Consider the following 18,737-nt stretch of genomic DNA (forward strand, 5'->3'; position numbering starts at 1 on the left):
TTAGCTGGATATAATGAAAGCGGAAACATTACTAATTGCGAGGGGGCTATACAAGATGGCTGAGGTCTTATCGACCCTAAAAACAGATGGCAAGGAACCACCGATCAAGAAAAAAAGCCGAGTTGAGGAAGTTATGAAAAAGTGGGGGATTCCCATTGCAGTTGTTGTGTTTTTACTATTATTTTTTATGCCTACACCTGAAGGAATGACCCCAGTAGCCCAAAGATCCATAGCTGTATTTACAGGGGCTCTGATTCTTTGGATAACGACCCCTATCCCCATTTATTTGACATCAATCGCGGCGATTCTGATGCTTCCTTTGATTGGAGCGGTTAAAGATCAGGATGTTGCTTTCGAATCATTAGGGTTTGGCGTCATATGGCTGATGGTTTCCGCATTTGTCCTTACCTCTGCGATGATGAAGTCAAATTTGGGCAGAAGGTTCGCACTGTGGATGGTCACCAAGTTTGGTAAAACACCGAAAACGACACTGCTCGTATTGATCATTATCAACTTTATTTTGGCGTTCTTCGTCCCTTCAACGACGGCCAGAGCTACGTTGATGGTGCCCATTTGCATGATTTTGTTGGAAGTCTATAAGGCCATTCCAGGTGAAAGCAACTTTGGGAAAGTAATGATGCTTCAAGGAGTCCAGGCGGATGCTATCGCTACATCGGGAGTTATGACCGCTACTGCGGGCAACATTATTGCCGTCGGTTTCATCAACGAACAAGCGGGCGGACACATCGGTTATATGGATTGGCTGTTGGCTTCGATGCCGACCGCTATCGTCACCATGCTGATAACCTTCCTCATCGGGTTTAAGCTTTTCTCTACAAAAGGAGAGGCCAATTTTGAGAATGCGATGGGGACGCTGAAAGATGAGCTGAAGAAGCTCGGTTCCTTTTCTAAGGACGAGAAGAAAGCATCGATTATCTTTATCATAACCGTAATCCTGTGGGCAACAGGGGATTACCAGAAGGGCTGGTTCGGTTTTGAAATCAGCACCGAACAGACCGCTGTCATTGCCGCGCTCCTATGTCTGCTTCCTCGTATTGGAATGCTGACCTGGAAAGAAGCGAACATCAAATGGGAGCTTATGATTTTCGCTGCGGGTGCATATTCCGTAGGAAACGCGCTGGATAAATCAAAGGGCGCTGAATGGATTATTAAAAATGTGGTTAGCGGCCTAGGTTTAGAACAAATGAACCATGCCTTGGTCTATGTGGTGGTGATATTCCTCAGCATGTACAGCCATCTCATATTTACGAGTAAAACGGTTAGAGTCACGATCTTGATTCCGGCGTTCATTGCTCTGGCCAAGTCATTGGGTATGGATCCGGTTGCTCTTGGATTGGCTGCCGCTATGACCATGACCTACACGATCACACTCCCGCCTCATTCGAAGGTCAATACGATCTATTTCGGAACAGGCTATTTCTCAGTCCTTGATCAAGTTAAGTATGCGATCGTTACATGTTTTGTAGGAGCTAGCGTTATCAGTTTGGCTTTATTCACCTGGTTTAAAGTATTGGGATTATAATATAGAAGTTGTTCAAAAAGCCTTCTTTTTGAACACGAACTTATAGGAGGAAACCATGCTGTACAGAAAAGCTATAGTGGCAATTGCCGACGGATTGGGGGACCGCCCTCATCCATTATTAGATAATAGAACCCCATTGGAATATGCAAAAACTCCGAATCTGGACCGCCTGGCTTCTAAAGGCATTACAGGCATGATGGATTTGATCAGTTCAGGCATTCCTGTGGGAACGGATATGGGACATTTAATTTTATTCGGATATCAACCTCATCATTATCCGGGTCGCGGACCCATTGAAGCGTTAGGAATCGGTATGGATGTCAAGCCGGGAGATATTGTGCTTCGCTGTAATTTTGCTACGGTAGATGAGGACGGAATAGTTGTTGATCGCCGGGCAGGACGAATTCGTGAGAATACTAATGAGATTGCTCAGGCTATTGATGGCATGGAGCTGGAAGATGGAGTAGTGGCCTACGTGAAGCCGGCTACGGAACATCGGGCTGTGCTGATCCTGCGCGGAAACGGTTTGAGCGATAAAGTCAGCGATTCGGATCCTAAGGCTCCGAACGATGGTAAACCCTACTGTAGGATAAAACCTTTAGACACTTCCGATGAAGCTGGAAGAACAGCCATTCTTTTAAATTTATTTCTTAAGAAGGTCCACGCCATACTATCGGCTCATCCTATTAATCAAGAGCGCATTGAACAGGGAAAGCTGCCTGCTAATTTTATTTTGACAAGGGGAGCCGGACAGGTGACCCAGCTTGAGCCCATTGTACAGCAGCTAAACTTTAGGGGGAGCTGCATCGCGGGCGAAAGTACCGTATTAGGCGTTGCTCAATTAGCCGGGTTTAAAACTGTGACGGATATCAGAATGACAGGCAATATAGATACGGATATCGAATTAAAAGCGAGATTGGCAATAGAAGAAATTGCTGACAATGACATGGTATATGTTCATTTCAAAGCACCGGATATTAAAGGCCACGATAACGAGCCGTTCGAGAAAGCAAGAGCGATCGAGCTGTTCGATCGGATGGTAGGCCTTATCCTGCAGCAGCTGCCTGAGAATGTGTATTTGGCCTTGGCTGCCGATCATTCCACACCTTGTGAAGTAGGTGAGCATACAGGGGAGCCCGTGCCGGTACTTATATACGGTCCTAGTATCCGTAGAGATCGGGTTCAGCAGTATAATGAATTGGATTGTGCTTATGGAGGATTAGGACATTTATCCGGGAATGAGTTTGTGACGACATTGCACGGATTAATGGGATATGTGAAAAAACAGGGTAACTAAACAATGGATCTGAACCATCCGTATTGCCGACAAGATAAATCTCGGCAATACGGATTTTTATTCTCTCGGGATTACACCCACGTGCCGTTGCGCAGAAGCGGTTCCCGCACACCGTCTGCGGTTTCTCCATCGATGTTCAGTTCACCTGAGCCGATCATGAAATCGACATGGGTCAGACTGCTGTTAGCGCCATGGGCTGCTAATTCCTCTTTAGTCATCAGTGTGCCTTCTTTGACGCATAACGGATAAGCGCTGCCGATGGCGAGATGAGAGGAAGCATTCTCGTCGAATCCTGTGTTGAAAAAGATAACATTCATCGCAGAGATCGGTGAACCATGAGGAACTAAAGCGACTTCACCTAGATAGTGGGAGCCTTCGTCCGTTTCAATCAGCTGCTTGAGTATTTCATAGCCCTGTTCAGCGCTATAATCAACAATGCGGCCGTTTTCAAAGGTAATCGAAAAGCGGTCAATCAAGTTGCCGTTATAATTAAGCGGCATGGTGCTGCTGACCTTGCCGTTAACGCCGTCCTTTGCCGGCAGTGTAAACACTTCTTCCGTTGGGAGATTCGGTACAAAGAAGGCTCCGCGTTCATTATAGACACCGCCTGCAACCCACAGATGCTCGGGCGGCAATTGTATAGATAAATCGGTTCCTGGGGCTGTATAGTACAGCTTGCTGTAGTTTTTGCTGTTAAGGAAAGCGACTCGTTCCTGCAATTCCCTAATATGCTCTTCCCAGGCACCGATGGGGTCATCGCGATCCAAGCGCGTTGCCTGGAAGATATATCCCCACAGTTTATCTATAGCTTTTTCTACCGGCATATCAGGAAAAACCTTGGCCGCCCAAGACGGTGTAGGTACAGATACAATTGACCAGCTTACTTTGCCGGCTTGCAGATAGGCTCGGTGCTCCTTCATTGCGTTCATTTGCGTCTTGCTGGCTAAGCTGATTTTAACGGGATCTATGCCCTGCAGCAGCTCGGGATTTGGCGCATGTACCGTTAGAAAAGCGGCGTCTTGACGGGCCATTTCAGCATATCCGGCAGCTTTCCATTCAGGAAACCGTTCGAAGGATTCATCACGGGCATGGAGAAACCGGATTCGCCGGATCGCTTCGTCATCCCATTCTACCAGCACCTGCAGTACTCCTGATTCGTAAGCCTTTTGGGCGATTTTACGTACAAAATCAACCGCGGCAATAGGAGCCGTCACAACAAGTGTCTGCCCCTCATGTATGTTCAGACCGACCTTTAAAGCCAGTTCTGCGTACTTTTCCAGTTGAGCTTCGAAATTCTCCATCTTATTCTCAACCTCCCTCATCTATGCAACTTTGATGTGCTCACTTATATTATACGGGGAAAGACCTTGAGAATGAAGTTTTGCTTATAGGATGAATCTATAGAGATCATTTATTTTATATATTTATAACTATTTTCGAATTCTTATATACTTATAACAACAAAACGGTTGAGAGGAAGGGTCGGAATGGGACATTCGGTAAAAGAACAGTTTGATGCTATAGCCAAACAATATGATCGGCAAAGAAGGCAATTGATCCCTTGCTTCGATGATTTTTACGGAGTGGCTGCCATGTTGGCGTTTGTACAGAATTTTTCTATTTCGGGAATCCGAGTCTTGGATCTGGGCGCAGGAACCGGCCTGTTTAGCGCCTTCGTTAAGCACAAGTACCCGGATGCGGAATTCACCTTAATCGATCTAAGCGAAAACATGCTACAGACAGCCCGTGAACGTTTCGGCCCGACATCTAATATCGAATATATCGTTGCTGATTATACCAATTATGACTTTTCTAAAACCTATGATCTTGTCATTTCGTCCCTTTCCATACATCACCTGACACATCCTGGGAAAAGAAAACTGTTTCGGACTGTTTATTACCTATTGTCGGATGGCGGGGTTTTTGTCAATGCTGATCAAGCGATGGGGAATACTACCTATGTTGATACTTATTATAAGCAGCAATGGGAGGCGGCTATTCAACTGAGCGGATTATCCAATGAGTCGATAGCGGCTGCCAAGGAGAGACGGAAACTGGATATCAACGCAACTGTAAATGAGCAAATTGTATGGCTGCAGGAAGCGGGTTTTGCAGACGCAGACTGTATGTACAAATATATGGATTTTGCCGTTTTTTTTGCAAGAAAAACAAGTTTAAAGCAGCCATAATCTTGGCCCCCAAATAGCGTCAATTGAACCTTGCATCTGTTTTTTCTTCAGAGCCGCGAGGTTCAATTGGCGCTTTTGGTGTTAGATCACATGTACTTGACGAAAAGGCCATTTAATATTATAGTGGCTTTATACCCATACGGGTATATGTAATAAACATAATGCGAATTATGTTCTTTTTTTGGTCTGTTACATACCCGTATGGGTATGTGGGGCGGATTGAGCCGAGTTAGCGGTGCTTATTACTGCGATAGCCGTAAAATTGGCATCCACATTATAGTTGAAGGAGAAATAACAGGATGATCGATCCAGTTCAATTGCAGGGAATGAGTGCGGAATCATTGGCTAAAAAAGTTTTGGATAATGAATTGGTTTTTATTTTGGACGTTCGTAACGAAAGTGATTTTAAGGATTGGCAGATCGAAGGCAGCAATGTTCATATAATGAATACCCCCTATTTTGAATTGCTCGATGGGGTTGATTCTATTTTAGATACAATTCCGGATGATCAATTAATTCTGGTTGTATGTGCCAAGGAAGGGTCTTCCAAGTTTGTAGGAGAACAGCTGATTAAGGAGGGAAAACAAAATGTTTTTTACTTAATTGGAGGGATGAAATCTTGGAGTGAACATTTGGAGCCTGTCAAAATTGGGGATTTAAAAGACGGAGGGGAGATTTATCAATTTGTCCGTATTGGCAAAGGCTGTCTGTCTTACATGGTTATCTCCGATGGAGAGGCTGCTGTGATTGATGCAGTTCGTATGACCGATGTGTTTGAGAATTTTGCAAAGGCAAAGAATGTCACGATTAAACATACTATTGATACTCATCTTCATGCTGACCATATTTCTGGCGGTAGACAATTAGCTGAAAAAACAGAGGGTTCTTACTGGCTCCCGCCTAAAGATGCGACAGAGGTTATATTCCAATATGAAAAGCTTGAAGAAGGCAAAACGCTTATTGTAGGAAATACGCAAATCAGCATTCAGCCGATTTATTCGCCGGGTCATACGATAGGGAGTACTTCATTAATTGTGGACAATCAATACTTGCTCACAGGCGATATCTTATTCGTCAAGTCAATTGGACGCCCTGATTTGGCTGGCAAAGCAGAGGATTGGGCTGCAGACCTAAGAACGACCTTGTACAAGCGTTATAAACAGCTGGCAGATGATTTGACGGTGCTTCCTGCACATTTTGGTAAATACACAGAGTTAGGCGATAAAGGACAAGTTTCTGCGCGTCTGGGTGATTTGTATCGAGATAATCCAGGCTTAAACATTCAAGACGAATCCGAATTTAGACGAACCGTTTCTGAAAATCTGCCACCCCAACCGAATGCTTATCAGGAAATACGGCAGACGAATATGGGCAAGATCAGCCCTGCGAATGAAGAACAACGGGAAATGGAGATTGGGCCGAATCGTTGTGCGATTCATAATTAGCTTGCGAGAACCGATGCTGTGGGAATCAATAAATATTTATATAAAATGGAGGTTTTATTCATGTCAACATTACAAGTGAATCGTACTTTAGAATGTGAGGGACTTGCCTGTCCCCTTCCGGTGGTTCGTACTAAAAAAGCGATAGAAGAAATGGAAGCCGGAGAAGTATTGGAAGTACGAGCAACAGATAAAGGCTCAGTTGCAGACCTTAAAAGCTGGTCCAGCCGTACAGGCCATCAATATGTAGGGTTAAAAGAGGACCATGGAGTATACCGTCATTTTATTCGCAAATCCGATGCAGCCATAACCAAGGCTGAGATGAGCTACCCTCATACAGCAACGAATGATGATCTTCAAGCAAAAATGGCCGCTGGAGAAAAGCTCCAAATTCTCGATGTTCGGGAACCGGCCGAATATGCATTCGGGCATATTCCAGGAGCGATATCCATCCCGTTTGGCGAGTTGGAGGCTAAGATCAGTCAGCTTGACAGAAGCAGCGAATATTATGTAGTTTGCCGTGCTGGGAGCCGGAGTGATGCTGCATGTCAGATGCTCAATGAGCAAGGGTTCAAAAGCATTAGAAATGTCATACCCGGCATGTCTGAGTGGGTTTATGATGTTGAAAAGATGGAGGGTTAAATTTTTATGGCAGAAATTAAAGAAAAATCAACCATCGTACTTTTTAGTGGAGACTTAGATAAAGCTATTGCTGCATTTATTATTGCAAACGGCGCTGCTGCTTATGATCACGAAGTAACCCTATTTTTTACCTTTTGGGGGCTTAACGCTCTTCGTAAGGATGAGAAGCTTATGGTAAAAAAGGGGTGGTTAGAGAGCATGTTTGCCAAAATGATGCCGCGCGGCGCAGACAAGCTTGGATTATCACGAATGAATTTTGGCGGAATGGGGCCCAAAATGATCAAGCATGTATTGAAGAAGCATAATGCTTTGTCATTGCCGCAATTAATAGAACTGGCTCAAGAGCAAGGTGTAAAATTGGTGGCTTGTACGATGACTATGGATCTGCTTGGTCTGCAGCAGGAGGAATTAATGGATGGCATTGAATATGCTGGGGTTGCAGCTTACTTGGGTGATGCCGCAGATGCTAAAGTGAATTTGTTTATTTAATGGGTGGTCTCCTCTTCCCTTACGTTGTTTTTATAAAACATATCGGCAATAATATACCTATACAGGTATGGTTAATGGGGAGGGTCTTTAAAATGAAATACGATGAGGATGTCAAAAAAAGATTAAAACGTGTGGAAGGCCAAATTCGGGGCGTACTGAGAATGATGGAGGAAGAGCAAAACTGCAAAGATGTTGTAAGCCAGCTGTCCGCGGTCAGAAGTGCAGCCGATAAGGCGATTGCCTATATCGTAGCGGTAAATTTGGAGCAATGTATTGTTGAAGAAAAGGAAGCCGGCAGAGACACCAGTAAAATGGTGAGACAAGCAGTGGAATTGTTAGTCAAAAGCCGGTAAGGCCTAGCGGGAATACACAATAAATTAGACGGACTCCTATATGATTATGAAGTAATTAAAATCATTAGCTATTTACATGGCTAATGGTTTTTTTGTATATAAGGAAGTGCTCATTTAATAGCTGTATGGCATCAATCTTGTGTCATTGCATGGGATAAGTAGGGTCAGTGGGTATGAGTATAATGACCCTGGCAGGGGTAAAGAGTCATTATGATATAATGAAGATAAGATATGAGCTATCGTTTGGTTAGAGGAGTGAGGAGTAAGTGGAGTTTTCCAAAGTGTTTATTATAAATATAAGTATTCTGACTACATTGACCTATACCGCAATGTTAATCCATAAATATTTGCTTCACCAAGCTTCAGGTGTGTTGAAATATGCCCTTTCCGTGCTGCTCGCCATCGGTGCTGGTTGGTTGACCATGGTCTATAGCTTTGATTTTGGTCTGGATATTAAATTCGATTTGCGGTTTCTGCCTTTGATTATTTGTACTTTAGTCTATTCCAATCCCATTATCTTACTTGTTATCGGTGTTGGGATCGGGGCGGCCCGCCTCACGTTTGGTTTGAATAGCGCAGCTTGGGCAGGCTGCTTAAATATGGTGCTGCTGGGTGTTCTTTGTGTAGTTTTAAATATGCTATTAAAGAAACTAGATTGGAATTTCTGGGCTAAGATCACAGTTGTCATTTTTGCTGTCAATATCGCCAATTGTGTGAATGTGGTTTTATATGGAACCATTCCAAAAGAAATTTATATTAGCCAAATTGTTCCCGCCATCCTTCCGGCAAGCATACTTTTAAGTTTTTTTTATGTGTTTATGCTCAGCGATTTTCATTTGGAACGGCGTAGAGTGGCTGATGTTCAAATTGCACATGATTCTTTGCAGAAGCAAACCGATCAACTGATTGAAACGCGCAAAATATTAGAGGAGAAGGCGCATCAACTGATGCTTTCCTCTCAATATAAATCAGAATTTCTAGCTAATATGTCGCATGAGCTAAGGACCCCTTTAAACAGCATTATTGCACTATCTCAATTTATTATCGATGGAGATAAGCAGGAGGAAGGATCCGAGGCCGCCGAATATGCAGCCATTATTCATTCCTCAGGGCAGGAGCTGCTTAGGCTGATCGACGATATATTAGATCTATCGAAGGTAGAGGCAGGACGGATGGAGATTTTGAGTGAAGAAGTCATTATCAGCGAAATCACCTACGTAATGCAGCATAGCTTTCGCCATATAGCTGAGCAGAAGGAGCTCGAATTTATAATCCAGGAGGATCCTGATCTTCCGGCTCTAATTCATACGGATGCGCTTCGTCTGCAGCAAATTTTACGGAATTTGCTTTCCAATGCGTTCAAGTTTACGGCATACGGAAGCGTAACACTCAAGGTGTGGAAGCCTGAGCCGGGGATTGAGGGGATGTCTGGAGATTGGGTAGCCTTCTCAGTAATGGATACAGGTATTGGAATACCTGATAAGATGCAGGAGCCGATATTCGAGGCGTTCCAGCAGGCTGACGGCTCTATAAGCCGCAAGTACGGGGGGACCGGCCTTGGCCTGTCGATAAGTCGTGCATTAACCGGACTGCTCGGAGGGCGTTTGGAATTAACCAGCACGGCGGGGCAGGGCAGCACCTTCACTTTATTTTTGCCAATTCGTTAACGTGCTGTGACTAGAGCCAATAAGCTAGAAGAGTACAAGCTTCCCATGACTGCTGAAAAGCAGGGGAGGCCTTTTTTTTTTATGGAAAACGGCAAGTTTTATAAAAATCCTAAAAAAATTACAAAAAATTCTAAAATCAATCGCGTTACGTTCCTCTCACAAATTCATTACAATTAGCTGTGTCAGTCAAATGAAAACACTTACATCAAGATATAGCAAGAGGGAGGATAAGGAATTGAAAGCATTGAAACGTATTGCGCTTTCCATTGACAGTTTTTTCGAAAACTTTTCGATGCTGGCGCTGCTGGCCATGATTTTGATCGTAACCGTTCAGGTAATGACCCGCAAGCTGTTTAATTTTGTGTTGTTCTGGTCAGAAGAGGTGACTCTGTTGCTGCTAGTGTGGTTTTCCTTTCTCGGTATTGCTATCGGGTTCAGAGAGAAGCTGCACATGGCTATCGACACGTTTACCAGTAAATTGCCGGCAAGGTGGAACTGGGTGTTGGACAGGGTTATTTACGCGAGTACCTTTGCCTTCGGTGTGTATCTGGTCATATCCGGAGCCGAATTTACGGAGTTGATGAATGAAAGCACTCTCGCAGCTACCAAGCTGCCCAATAGCGTTATCTACGTGATTATGCCTATCACAGGCGTGTTGGTGTGTGTATATTCGTTTCTGCAGTTTATCGGTATTGAAACCAAAAGGCATTACGGTATAGAAGAGGGTGAGCACTAGTGGAAGAAGCAACAATTGCCGTATTGATTCTAAGCGTAAGCTTTGTGCTGTTTATGATTCTGAGGTTTCCGATTTCTCTTACTTTGGCGTTATCCACACTTCTGACGGTAATGTATTTGGAAATACCGCTTGCAGTAGTCGGCCAGCGGATGGTTCAGGGGATAAGCTCCTATTCGCTGCTGACGATCCCGTTCTTTATATTGGCGGGCCATATGATGAGTGAGGGGAAGCTCGCTTTGCGGCTCGTCAACTTCGCCCAATTGATTGTCGGCAGGGTTCGCGGCGGATTGGCGATGGTTAACTCTGTGGCGTGTATGTTTTTCGGAAATATTTCCGGATCTGCCGTCGCGGACGTGTCCTCTATCGGTTCGGTTATGATTCCTATGATGAAGAAAAAAGGGTATGATACCGATTATGCAGTTGGTGTAACCGTATCCTCAGCCATTCAAGGTGTTGTTGTTCCGCCAAGTCACAATCTTGTGTTATATTCTTTGGCAGCAGGTGGTGGAGTATCCATTGCGAGTCTGTTCTTGGCGGGAATCGTACCTGGTATTATCCTGTGTATTTCATTGATGGCAACCAGCTATGTCTACGCAATCAAACGGGGATATGCCAAGGGCGACCCTATACAGCGCAAGGATGTCCCCAAGATTGTGCTTGACGGTGTGATGTCTTTGTTAACGGCAGCCATCATATTGGGTGGTATTTTTACCGGCTGGTTTACTGCAACGGAGTCCGGCGCGCTTGCCTGCTTGTATGCATTCATCCTGACATTCGTTGTTTACCGCGATATTCCGGTTAGTCGAATGTGGCTAATTTTGAAGAAGACATTCCGTACGGTATCGATGGTTTTGTTCCTGATTGCCGCATCCGATGCATTCAGCTGGTTATTGGCTTACTTGAAAATCCCCGGTATGGTGACAGATTTGATGCTCGGCATCTCCGACAGTCCGATTATTATTTTGCTCATTATTAACATATTGCTGCTAATTTTGGGAGCTCCGATGGATATGGCGCCGCTGATCCTGATCATGACGCCGATTTTATTGCCGGTTGTTACTCATCTGGGAATGGACCCAGTGCACTTCGGAATAATTATGATGTTGAACCTGGGGATAGGGTTGCTTACTCCTCCGGTAGGGACGGTGCTGTTCGTAGGCTGTGCAATAGGTAAAATATCAATTAGTCAGGGTACGAAAGCAATGATGCCATTTTTCTATGTGATGTGCGTGGTGTTGCTAGTACTGACATATATACCTGATTTGGTAATGTGGCTGCCTAATATGATGAAACATTGACGATTGAGTCGGTTCAAAACTGGGGTTAAGAGGACTCTTGACCCCCTATGTAGGAAAAAAACTACAAAGTAAAGGGGTAATTTAAACAATGAAAACGTTAACAAGAACCGTAAGCATCATTTCCAGCTTGGTCATAGCAGGAGGTTTGCTTGCAGGCTGCGGGAGTAAAGATGCTTCTTCGAATGCCGCCGGAGGAGAGAAGAAAGACGAAGGAAAGAAGTATACCTTTCGATTGGCTGATACACATCCTGCCGACTACCCGACGGTCATTGGGGATAAAAAGTTTGCTGATCTTGTTAACGAACGGACGAAGGGGCGCATCAAAATCGATGTATTCCCAGCTTCTCAGCTTGGAGAAGAGAAAGCAGTTCTGGAGCAGGTACAGCTAGGTGCTATTGAGTTCACTCGTGTAAGCAGCGGACCTTTGGCTGAATTCAATAAAAACTACGGTGTGTTCAGCTTACCCTATGTATTCGATAATGATCAGCATTTGTGGAAATTCCTTGAGAGCGATCCCGCTAGTAAGTTGCTGGACAGCTTGGAAAGCTCCAAAATGAAAGGCTTGGCCTACTACAGCTCAGGAGCGCGTAATTTCTACTCACGTAAGCCATTAACTAGCTTGGCTGATGTAAAAGGACAAAAAATCCGTGTCATTCAAAATAAAATCAACATTGATTTGATGAGCGCACTTGGTGCTAACGCTACACCAATGGCTTACGGAGAAGTATTTAGTGCATTACAAACAGGCGTTATTGACGCTGCGGAGAACAATTATCCGAGCTTCCAATCGTCCAATCACTTTGAAGTAGCCAAGAATTTGATTCTTGACGGTCATCAGCGTGTGCCGGAAGTGCTGTTGATCAGCCAAGCGGCTTGGAATAAGCTGTCTGAGGACGATCGCAAAATTATTAAGCAAGCGGCATTGGATTCCGTCAAAACCCAACGTGAGTCCTGGGATAAATATGAGAAGGAAGCCGAAGACAAAGTGCGTGCCGCCGGCGTTAAGATCACGGAAGTTAAGGATGTTAAGCCTTGGCAGGATGCGGTTAAACCGGTTATCGATAAGTACCGCGCTGAATACAAAGAAGTGCTGGAACAAATCGACGCAGCTCGCAAAAAATAATTTCTTGGCATCTCCTAGCGTGCCCCTGTTATTTTCAGGGGACACGCTATTTTACTTCTGTTACTATACTTGTATAAGCATTCATTTGGTCTATTATGTTCGGCATAACATTGATTCGATAATATGAATCAATTGTTTCTTTCTATTTTTCAAGCGTGTTTGAAAATGAAACGGTTCGACGGTGGGGACGGAGGGCTCAGCAAGTTTTGGAGAAACGCCAGTGTTCGCCTTTGTTATTTTGTTGTCACCTTGGATTTTATACGATGAAAACAACAAAATAACAACAGCGATCGGAAAAACTTGGCTGAAGCCTGCAGTCGATCGAACCGTCGCTATCCTTTTTATTTTCACATCACGCCCCCTCCGGAGGCGACACTCATGCAAGCATGGAAACGAGCGGCGGACTGGTTCCAACGCTATATTTTACTTCGAAATCTGCCGCTCACCAGCAAAATGTTTTTCTACTCCGCGCTGATTGTCGTATTTCCGATGCTGCTGGTCGGCTTGATATCCTACGAACGCTCGTCTGAGGTATTGGAGCGGGAGGCAGGGCAGTACAGCTGGCAGATTATCGAACAAGTGAAGACGCATGTTGAGTACTATGTGCGTGACTTTGAGATCAATACGCTGCGAATTATTAACCATCCCGATATGGTTCAATTTTTAAGGATGAGAACGCTAGAAGAGGTACAGCAGAGCGGGATACGGGATGAGATTGAGCAGGTATTGAAAAATGCGACTTATTCAAGGTCGGATATATCGAATATAACGGTCATTTTGAACGATGTGCAGGTTGTGGATGCAACGGAATTTAACAGTCCAACTCCTGCAGAGGAATTGGAAAAGGAGTATTGGTATCCCAATATTCCACTGGATGGCTCTCCAAGATTGATCAGCCGTGTCATCCAATGGCCTGATCGCCAGGAGCAGGTTATTTCTATCGTGCGCCGTTTGATAAGCCCTCATACTCTAGATCCTATTGGTGTCATGATCATGGACGTCAACTTTAAACGAATTCAAGAAATTACAGAGAAGGTGAGCATTGGGCGGACAGGTTTTCTGTATATTCTCGATGCCCAGAATCATTATGTATATCATCCGGATATGCAGCAGGTCGGCAAACGGGCCAGTGATATCAATATCGGCTACATGCTGCAGAACGATAGCGGCTCTATGATCACCATGGAAGAGCCGAGTAATTTCCTCACCTACAGCTTATCTCCTTATCTGGGCTGGCGGCTAGTGACCTCGATTCCTTACAAAGAGCTGACCAACGGAGCCAACTATATCGGTCACACCATCTTTTGGACGCTATTGGTGACACTGATTGTGGCCTATTTGCTGGGAATAGGGTTCGCAACCAGCTTGCTGCAGCCAATTCGAAAGCTGCATCATTTTATGAAAAAGGTCGAAGTCGGAGATTTCTCGGGGAAGCTTGAGGTGCGCTCCAAGGATGAGCTGGGGCTGCTAACGCACGGCTTTAATAAAATGGTTGAGAAGCTGGAAGGGCTGCTAGAGGAAATTTACTTTACGCGGTTGCGAGAAACAGAGGCGTCCTTGCGGCAAAAGGAAACGGAGCTTAAGGTGCTGCAGTCCCAGATGAACCCTCATTTTCTATACAATTCTCTGGAAACTCTGCGCGGTATGGCATTGGATCAGGATATGGATGACATTGCTGAAATGTCGGCTTCGTTAGCGAAGCTGCTGCGCTATAATTTGAAGAATGATTCCCCGACAGTCAGCCTTCGGGAAGAACTTCGTTTCTGCGAAGTCTATTTGCGGATTCAGAAGTTCCGGTTTGAGGAAAGATTGGAATATGAGCTGGATGTGCCTGAATGGGCGTTGGACCAAAATATTGTTAAGTTTTCGCTTCAGCCTATCGTGGAGAACAGCATGATCCATGGCATAGAGCCCGGGATCGGTCTTATGCAAATCCGCATAACGGCTGTAAGAGATACGGAGGGGACCTTCTTCGTAGCGGTAAGGGATACAGGGGTTGGCATGTCCGAAGAGCAGCTGAGACATATTCATCAAGATTTGGAGGGCAAGGATGTACTGGCAGGGGGCGATCACATTGGGATCGTTAATGTTCATAGGCGTATTTCCTACTTGTACGGAAAGGAATACGGGGTCACCTTAAACAGTATTCCAGGTAAAGGGACTGCGGTACGTATCCGGATTCCTTTTCTGGAGGAGAGCGGCAAGGCGGTTCCCATAACATTAGACGGAAGCAGCCGTGCCCTGTTTTAAAATTGCCCATAATGAGTCAAGTGTTAGGGTAAGCGGACTAAAGGAGGTGGAGCGGTGCCATGTATCAAGTGTTGCTGGTGGATGACGAACGGTGGGTACGTACCTCGTTGAAGCGGGTGCTTGAGAAAACAGAGCTGCCTTTTTCCGTAACGAAGGAAGCTTCAAACGGTCTTGAGGCGTTGGATTGGCTGGAGGATAATAAGGCAGATCTCATTCTGACGGATGTGCGGATGCCGGTTATGGAAGGATTGGCATTTGTACAGGAGGTGCGGAAGCAGGATAGCGGGCAGCAAGTTATTTTAGTCAGCGGATATGATGATTTTCAATATGTACAGCAGGCACTTAGGCTTGGGGTCATTGATTATTTGCTTAAGCCGGTTGAAATAGAAGATATGAAGCGATGTCTGGTCAAATGGATGGAGCACAAACAGGGCCAACAGCTCGAAAGGTCAATGGCTAACAACAAGGCAACGAATGACGACAGATTGCATAAATCGCCTATAGAGCAAGTAAAAGAGTACATTCAGGCTCATTTGGCAGGAGAAATCACACTGACCGAGGCAGCCGCGCGAGTTCATTTGAACCCAAGCTATTTAAGTCAACTTTTTAAGCAGCAGTTAAACCGCAATTTTGTTGATTATATCGTCGAGGTACGGATGGAGGCGGCTAAAAGGCTGCTGTGCTGCACTTCTCTTCGGATCAATGAGGTGGCGGATCGGGTTGGTTACGCGGATGTGGCGTATTTCAGTAATACGTTTAAGAAATGGAATAGCTGTACGCCATCAGAATTCCGCAAGGAGCAGGCGAGAACCGGAACTGCCCAACAAGAGTTCAAATAGCGAGCATAGTGAAGAGGCAGGCCATAGAGCCTGCCTTTTGAATTCCTTGAAATAGTATGGATTAGAATCTTTATATAGAAACTGCACTCTGCTATTTAATTTAGAGACTTCGCTGCAGGTTCTGAATTAATTGATTCATTTGCTGCAGCAATTGTTTATATTGTTCGTTCGACAGATTAAAATGCGGGATACAAGTCTCGGGAATACAAATGGCTTTTTCTTTGAGCTTGCGACCTGCTTCTGTCAGTTCAATAAACACCACACGTTCATCAGATTTGGAGCGTTGCCGGGTTACTAAACCGGAATCCTCCATCCTTTTTAACATAGGCGTCAATGTCCCAGAGTCCAAATATAAGAGTTCCCCAAGTTCCTTGATCGTACACGTTTGTTTCTCCCATAAAACCATAAGAGACAAATATTGCGGGTACGTAATCCCCAACTCATTAAGCAATGGCCTGTATAAGCTGGTTATTTCCCTTGAGCAGGCATAAATGGAAAAACAAAGCTGATTCTCTAGCTTAAGCAATTCTTCCGAATTCATTGTAATGATTCGCCATTCACCAATTTTTGAATATCTTCTTCAATGGCTTCGGGTTCCATCCTTGCAGGATACTGCTTGACGACTTGACCTTCCTTATTAACCAGGAATTTAACGAAATTCCATTCAATATCACCTGTATGATGCGGAGCGGGTACATTGTTAACCAAATAATCAAACAGCGGATGCGCATGCTCGCCTTTTACATCAATTTTGGCAAAGAGAGGGAAGCTAACGTTATAGTTCAGCTCACAGAAGCTCTTAATTTCTTCATTGGTCCCTGGTTCTTGATTTTTAAACTGATTGCTAGGAAAACCTAATACCTTAACTCCTGAATCCTTATAAGTATCGTAGATGTGCTGTAAACCTTTATATTGCGGAGTAAGTCCGCAGCCGCTTGCCGTATTCACTATGAGGAGAATGTCTCCTTTGTAGTCGGAAAGAGCTTTTTCTTCTGAAGAAATGGTTTGAACCGTATAATCATAAACGGACATGGTAGAACCTCCTAATTATATGAAGATTTTAAAATCGTGATCAATGGTTGTGTGAAATTAAATTGTGCACAACTAAAAATTCTTGAGCTAAATATAGCATGTGGTTATACAGAAGTCAATAAGGTTCATTCCAATAATATCCGGGTAAAAAAGGTCAGGAATACATGCGGAGGCTTGGAAATAACTACGAGCACTTGGTATACTTAGGTTTGGACAGGAAATAAAGGAATGGGGGAATAATAGATGGACTATATCCGTGTTACAGGAATTAATGATCCGTACTTCAGACAAATGCATGATCTGATGAAATCGGTTTTCCCATCTGAGGAAGTGCTGGAATACGACCTATGGGCGGAGCCATTGAACGATCCGAGCATTCGCGTATTTGTGGCCGTACATGAGGGTGAAGTCGTCGGCGCGACCGAATACCGTTATTATGATGACATGAGAGTGGCGATGACCGACTTTACCATAATTGGCCGCGAAGGTCTTGGAATTGGGCCGTTTTTAGTGAAAAATCGGACTGATGATATTAATCTATTGGTAAATGCGGGGAGCGGCGTTTTGCTTGGCATGTTCGCTGAGATCTATAATCCTTACTTGGCAAAGGACTACAGCTTTGGAGGGGTTAAGGCGATGGACCCGTTCGTACGACGTGAAGTGCTTGCTCATCTGGGTTATCGCAAGCTGGATTTTCCGTATGTTCATCCATCCTGGCATAATGACGGCGCTGCTGTACAAGAGCTTGATCTGTGCTTCATGCCGTTCGGCGAAGGCGCATTTGATGTGGAAACTATTGTTGCAGGCACCATTACTAACTTCCTTGAAAGATATTATGAGGTTCTGCCTAATAAGCCTGAGCAATGGTACAAGATGATAGAGCAGTTGAAGGTCAGTGAACCCGTTCGTTTGCTGCCGCTGTAGAGCTTGCTAGAACAAAAAACAAAAGGCATCCGTCATGTCAATAACATGGTCGGATGCCTTTTGTTTGAACCATTTTCTATTGGGTATTCATAAAGGGCTTTTTCTCTCTAAGGACATAATTCATCTTGGAGGGCTCCGTTTGAAGGAGCCATTGATCGAACGCATCCTTGTAAACATCACAGGTGATTTCATAAACGACCGATTCCACAGGTGAAATTGTGACGCCGCGATCGTTTTTTACGGCTTTGGAAACCGTAATATCAGCGGTAAACTTGACCTTGGCTGTTGCTCCGGAAGCATCCATGGTGATTTCTTTTACTATGATGCCGTTATTTTTGATGCCGTCGCCGCTAGTGATGGACATGGCCGCTTGAATAAAGCTGCCGCTGTGAGTGACATTGTCGATAAGTCGATGAATTCGTTTTTGCGGGTCGGTTTCGAATTGTACTTGGACCGACCGATTGGATTCATTCCAAGCAACATCGGCACCGGCGGCTTCGCTTACAAAGCGGAGCGGGATAAAGGTGCTTCCATTCTCCAATGAAGGCGTTACATCCAGATAATATACCGTCTCATTTACCATTGCGGTTCCACGATTGATAGATAAAGAAATACTTAAACCGCCGCGAACGGCTTTTGCTGTTTGCTTGTCCGCATCCCATGTTACCAGGAAGCCCAATTTCTCGAATAAGGCCCGCATTGGAACCATGGTGCTTCCATCCTTAATAAATGGGGACGGATCCCACTGCTGCAATTCCTGCTGTATATATACATGAATCTTTGAAGTTTCCTGAGCACTGACTTGCGCAGGAATGATCGCTATCAACATAGAAAAAATAAGAGTAATTGAGGCTAAACGAATCTTTTTTATTCCATGCATGTAAGCCATTCCTCCTGGGAGCTTTGCTTTAAG

The 18,737-nt window shown here is 44.6% G+C and carries 19 protein-coding genes; 14 read left to right on the top strand and 5 right to left on the bottom strand.

All coding sequences use genetic code 11. The annotated features are described in order from the left end of the window. The first annotated feature begins 55 nt into the window (after positions 1-55). Complete coding sequence (locus tag NV381_RS21740) at positions 56-1,543, top strand: SLC13 family permease (protein WP_258215380.1); 1,488 nt, start codon at positions 56-58, stop codon at positions 1,541-1,543. A gap of 55 nt (positions 1,544-1,598) precedes the next feature. Continuing rightward, positions 1,599-2,840, top strand: coding sequence for a 2,3-bisphosphoglycerate-independent phosphoglycerate mutase (gene apgM, locus NV381_RS21745; RefSeq protein WP_258215381.1), 1,242 nt, complete (start codon positions 1,599-1,601; stop codon positions 2,838-2,840). Between the two features lie 71 nt (positions 2,841-2,911). Here the strand turns inward: apgM and NV381_RS21750 are convergent, their stop codons facing one another. Beyond that, positions 2,912-4,141: an aminopeptidase gene (locus NV381_RS21750; RefSeq protein ID WP_258215382.1), complete on the bottom strand. Its 1,230-nt coding sequence runs from the start codon at positions 4,139-4,141 to the stop codon at positions 2,912-2,914. A gap of 186 nt (positions 4,142-4,327) precedes the next feature. On the opposite strand from NV381_RS21750, the gene NV381_RS21755 reads away from it, so the two are divergent. From NV381_RS21755 to NV381_RS21795, 9 genes are all read left to right on the top strand, one after another. Next, the gene (locus NV381_RS21755) at positions 4,328-5,029 is read left to right on the top strand and encodes a class I SAM-dependent methyltransferase (protein WP_258215383.1); all 702 of its coding nucleotides are present in this window, start codon (positions 4,328-4,330) and stop codon (positions 5,027-5,029) included. Between the two features lie 299 nt (positions 5,030-5,328). Continuing rightward, positions 5,329-6,474: an MBL fold metallo-hydrolase gene (locus NV381_RS21760; protein ID WP_258215384.1), complete on the top strand. Its 1,146-nt coding sequence runs from the start codon at positions 5,329-5,331 to the stop codon at positions 6,472-6,474. 60 nt (positions 6,475-6,534) lie between these two features. Then, the gene (locus tag NV381_RS21765) at positions 6,535-7,113 is read left to right on the top strand and encodes a sulfurtransferase TusA family protein (RefSeq protein ID WP_258215385.1); all 579 of its coding nucleotides are present in this window, start codon (positions 6,535-6,537) and stop codon (positions 7,111-7,113) included. Between the two features lie 6 nt (positions 7,114-7,119). Further along, on the top strand, positions 7,120-7,602 hold the full coding sequence (locus NV381_RS21770) for a DsrE/DsrF/DrsH-like family protein (protein WP_258215386.1): 483 nt from the start codon (positions 7,120-7,122) through the stop codon (positions 7,600-7,602). Between the two features lie 92 nt (positions 7,603-7,694). Beyond that, positions 7,695-7,955: a metal-sensitive transcriptional regulator gene (locus NV381_RS21775; RefSeq protein ID WP_258215387.1), complete on the top strand. Its 261-nt coding sequence runs from the start codon at positions 7,695-7,697 to the stop codon at positions 7,953-7,955. 266 nt (positions 7,956-8,221) lie between these two features. Further along, positions 8,222-9,622, top strand: coding sequence for a sensor histidine kinase (locus NV381_RS21780; RefSeq protein WP_258215388.1), 1,401 nt, complete (start codon positions 8,222-8,224; stop codon positions 9,620-9,622). Between the two features lie 235 nt (positions 9,623-9,857). Next, complete coding sequence (locus NV381_RS21785) at positions 9,858-10,358, top strand: TRAP transporter small permease (RefSeq protein ID WP_258215389.1); 501 nt, start codon at positions 9,858-9,860, stop codon at positions 10,356-10,358. Continuing rightward, on the top strand, positions 10,358-11,656 hold the full coding sequence (locus tag NV381_RS21790; RefSeq protein ID WP_258215390.1) for a TRAP transporter large permease: 1,299 nt from the start codon (positions 10,358-10,360) through the stop codon (positions 11,654-11,656). The genes NV381_RS21785 and NV381_RS21790 overlap by 1 nt, the downstream gene beginning before the upstream one ends. 88 nt (positions 11,657-11,744) lie before the next feature. Then, positions 11,745-12,779, top strand: a complete 1,035-nt coding sequence (locus NV381_RS21795) for a TRAP transporter substrate-binding protein (protein ID WP_258215391.1) — start codon at positions 11,745-11,747, stop codon at positions 12,777-12,779. Positions 12,780-12,872: 93 nt separating this feature from the next. On the opposite strand, the gene NV381_RS21800 is transcribed toward NV381_RS21795, so the two are convergent. After that, a complete protein-coding gene (locus NV381_RS21800; RefSeq protein ID WP_258215392.1) occupies positions 12,873-13,130 on the bottom strand; it encodes a hypothetical protein in 258 nt (85 codons plus the stop codon). 27 nt (positions 13,131-13,157) lie between these two features. On the opposite strand from NV381_RS21800, the gene NV381_RS21805 reads away from it, so the two are divergent. Both NV381_RS21805 and NV381_RS21810 read left to right on the top strand, forming a co-directional pair. Continuing rightward, on the top strand, positions 13,158-15,029 hold the full coding sequence (locus tag NV381_RS21805; RefSeq protein ID WP_258215393.1) for a sensor histidine kinase: 1,872 nt from the start codon (positions 13,158-13,160) through the stop codon (positions 15,027-15,029). A gap of 59 nt (positions 15,030-15,088) precedes the next feature. Then, the gene (locus NV381_RS21810) at positions 15,089-15,868 is read left to right on the top strand and encodes a response regulator transcription factor (RefSeq protein ID WP_258215394.1); all 780 of its coding nucleotides are present in this window, start codon (positions 15,089-15,091) and stop codon (positions 15,866-15,868) included. Positions 15,869-15,968: 100 nt separating this feature from the next. Here NV381_RS21810 and NV381_RS21815 read toward each other — a convergent pair whose 3' ends face one another. Together NV381_RS21815 and NV381_RS21820 are read right to left on the bottom strand one after the other, a co-directional pair. After that, positions 15,969-16,409 (bottom strand): MarR family winged helix-turn-helix transcriptional regulator, encoded by a 441-nt coding sequence (locus tag NV381_RS21815; RefSeq protein ID WP_258215395.1) that lies wholly within the window; start codon positions 16,407-16,409, stop codon positions 15,969-15,971. After that, the gene (locus tag NV381_RS21820; protein WP_258215396.1) at positions 16,406-16,900 is read right to left on the bottom strand and encodes a glutathione peroxidase; all 495 of its coding nucleotides are present in this window, start codon (positions 16,898-16,900) and stop codon (positions 16,406-16,408) included. The genes NV381_RS21815 and NV381_RS21820 overlap by 4 nt, the downstream gene beginning before the upstream one ends. A 243-nt stretch (positions 16,901-17,143) precedes the next feature. Between NV381_RS21820 and NV381_RS21825 the strand changes: the two genes are divergently transcribed. Continuing rightward, positions 17,144-17,824 carry a GNAT family N-acetyltransferase gene (locus NV381_RS21825; protein WP_258215397.1) on the top strand — a complete coding sequence of 227 codons (681 nt, stop codon included), beginning with the start codon at positions 17,144-17,146 and terminating at the stop codon, positions 17,822-17,824. Between the two features lie 76 nt (positions 17,825-17,900). Here the strand turns inward: NV381_RS21825 and NV381_RS21830 are convergent, their stop codons facing one another. After that, a complete protein-coding gene (locus NV381_RS21830) occupies positions 17,901-18,704 on the bottom strand; it encodes a copper amine oxidase N-terminal domain-containing protein (RefSeq protein ID WP_258215398.1) in 804 nt (267 codons plus the stop codon). Between the last annotated feature and the right edge of the window lie 33 nt (positions 18,705-18,737).

The organism is Paenibacillus radicis (ex Xue et al. 2023) (assembly GCF_024722015.1).
GTDB lineage: Bacteria > Bacillota > Bacilli > Paenibacillales > NBRC-103111 > Paenibacillus_S.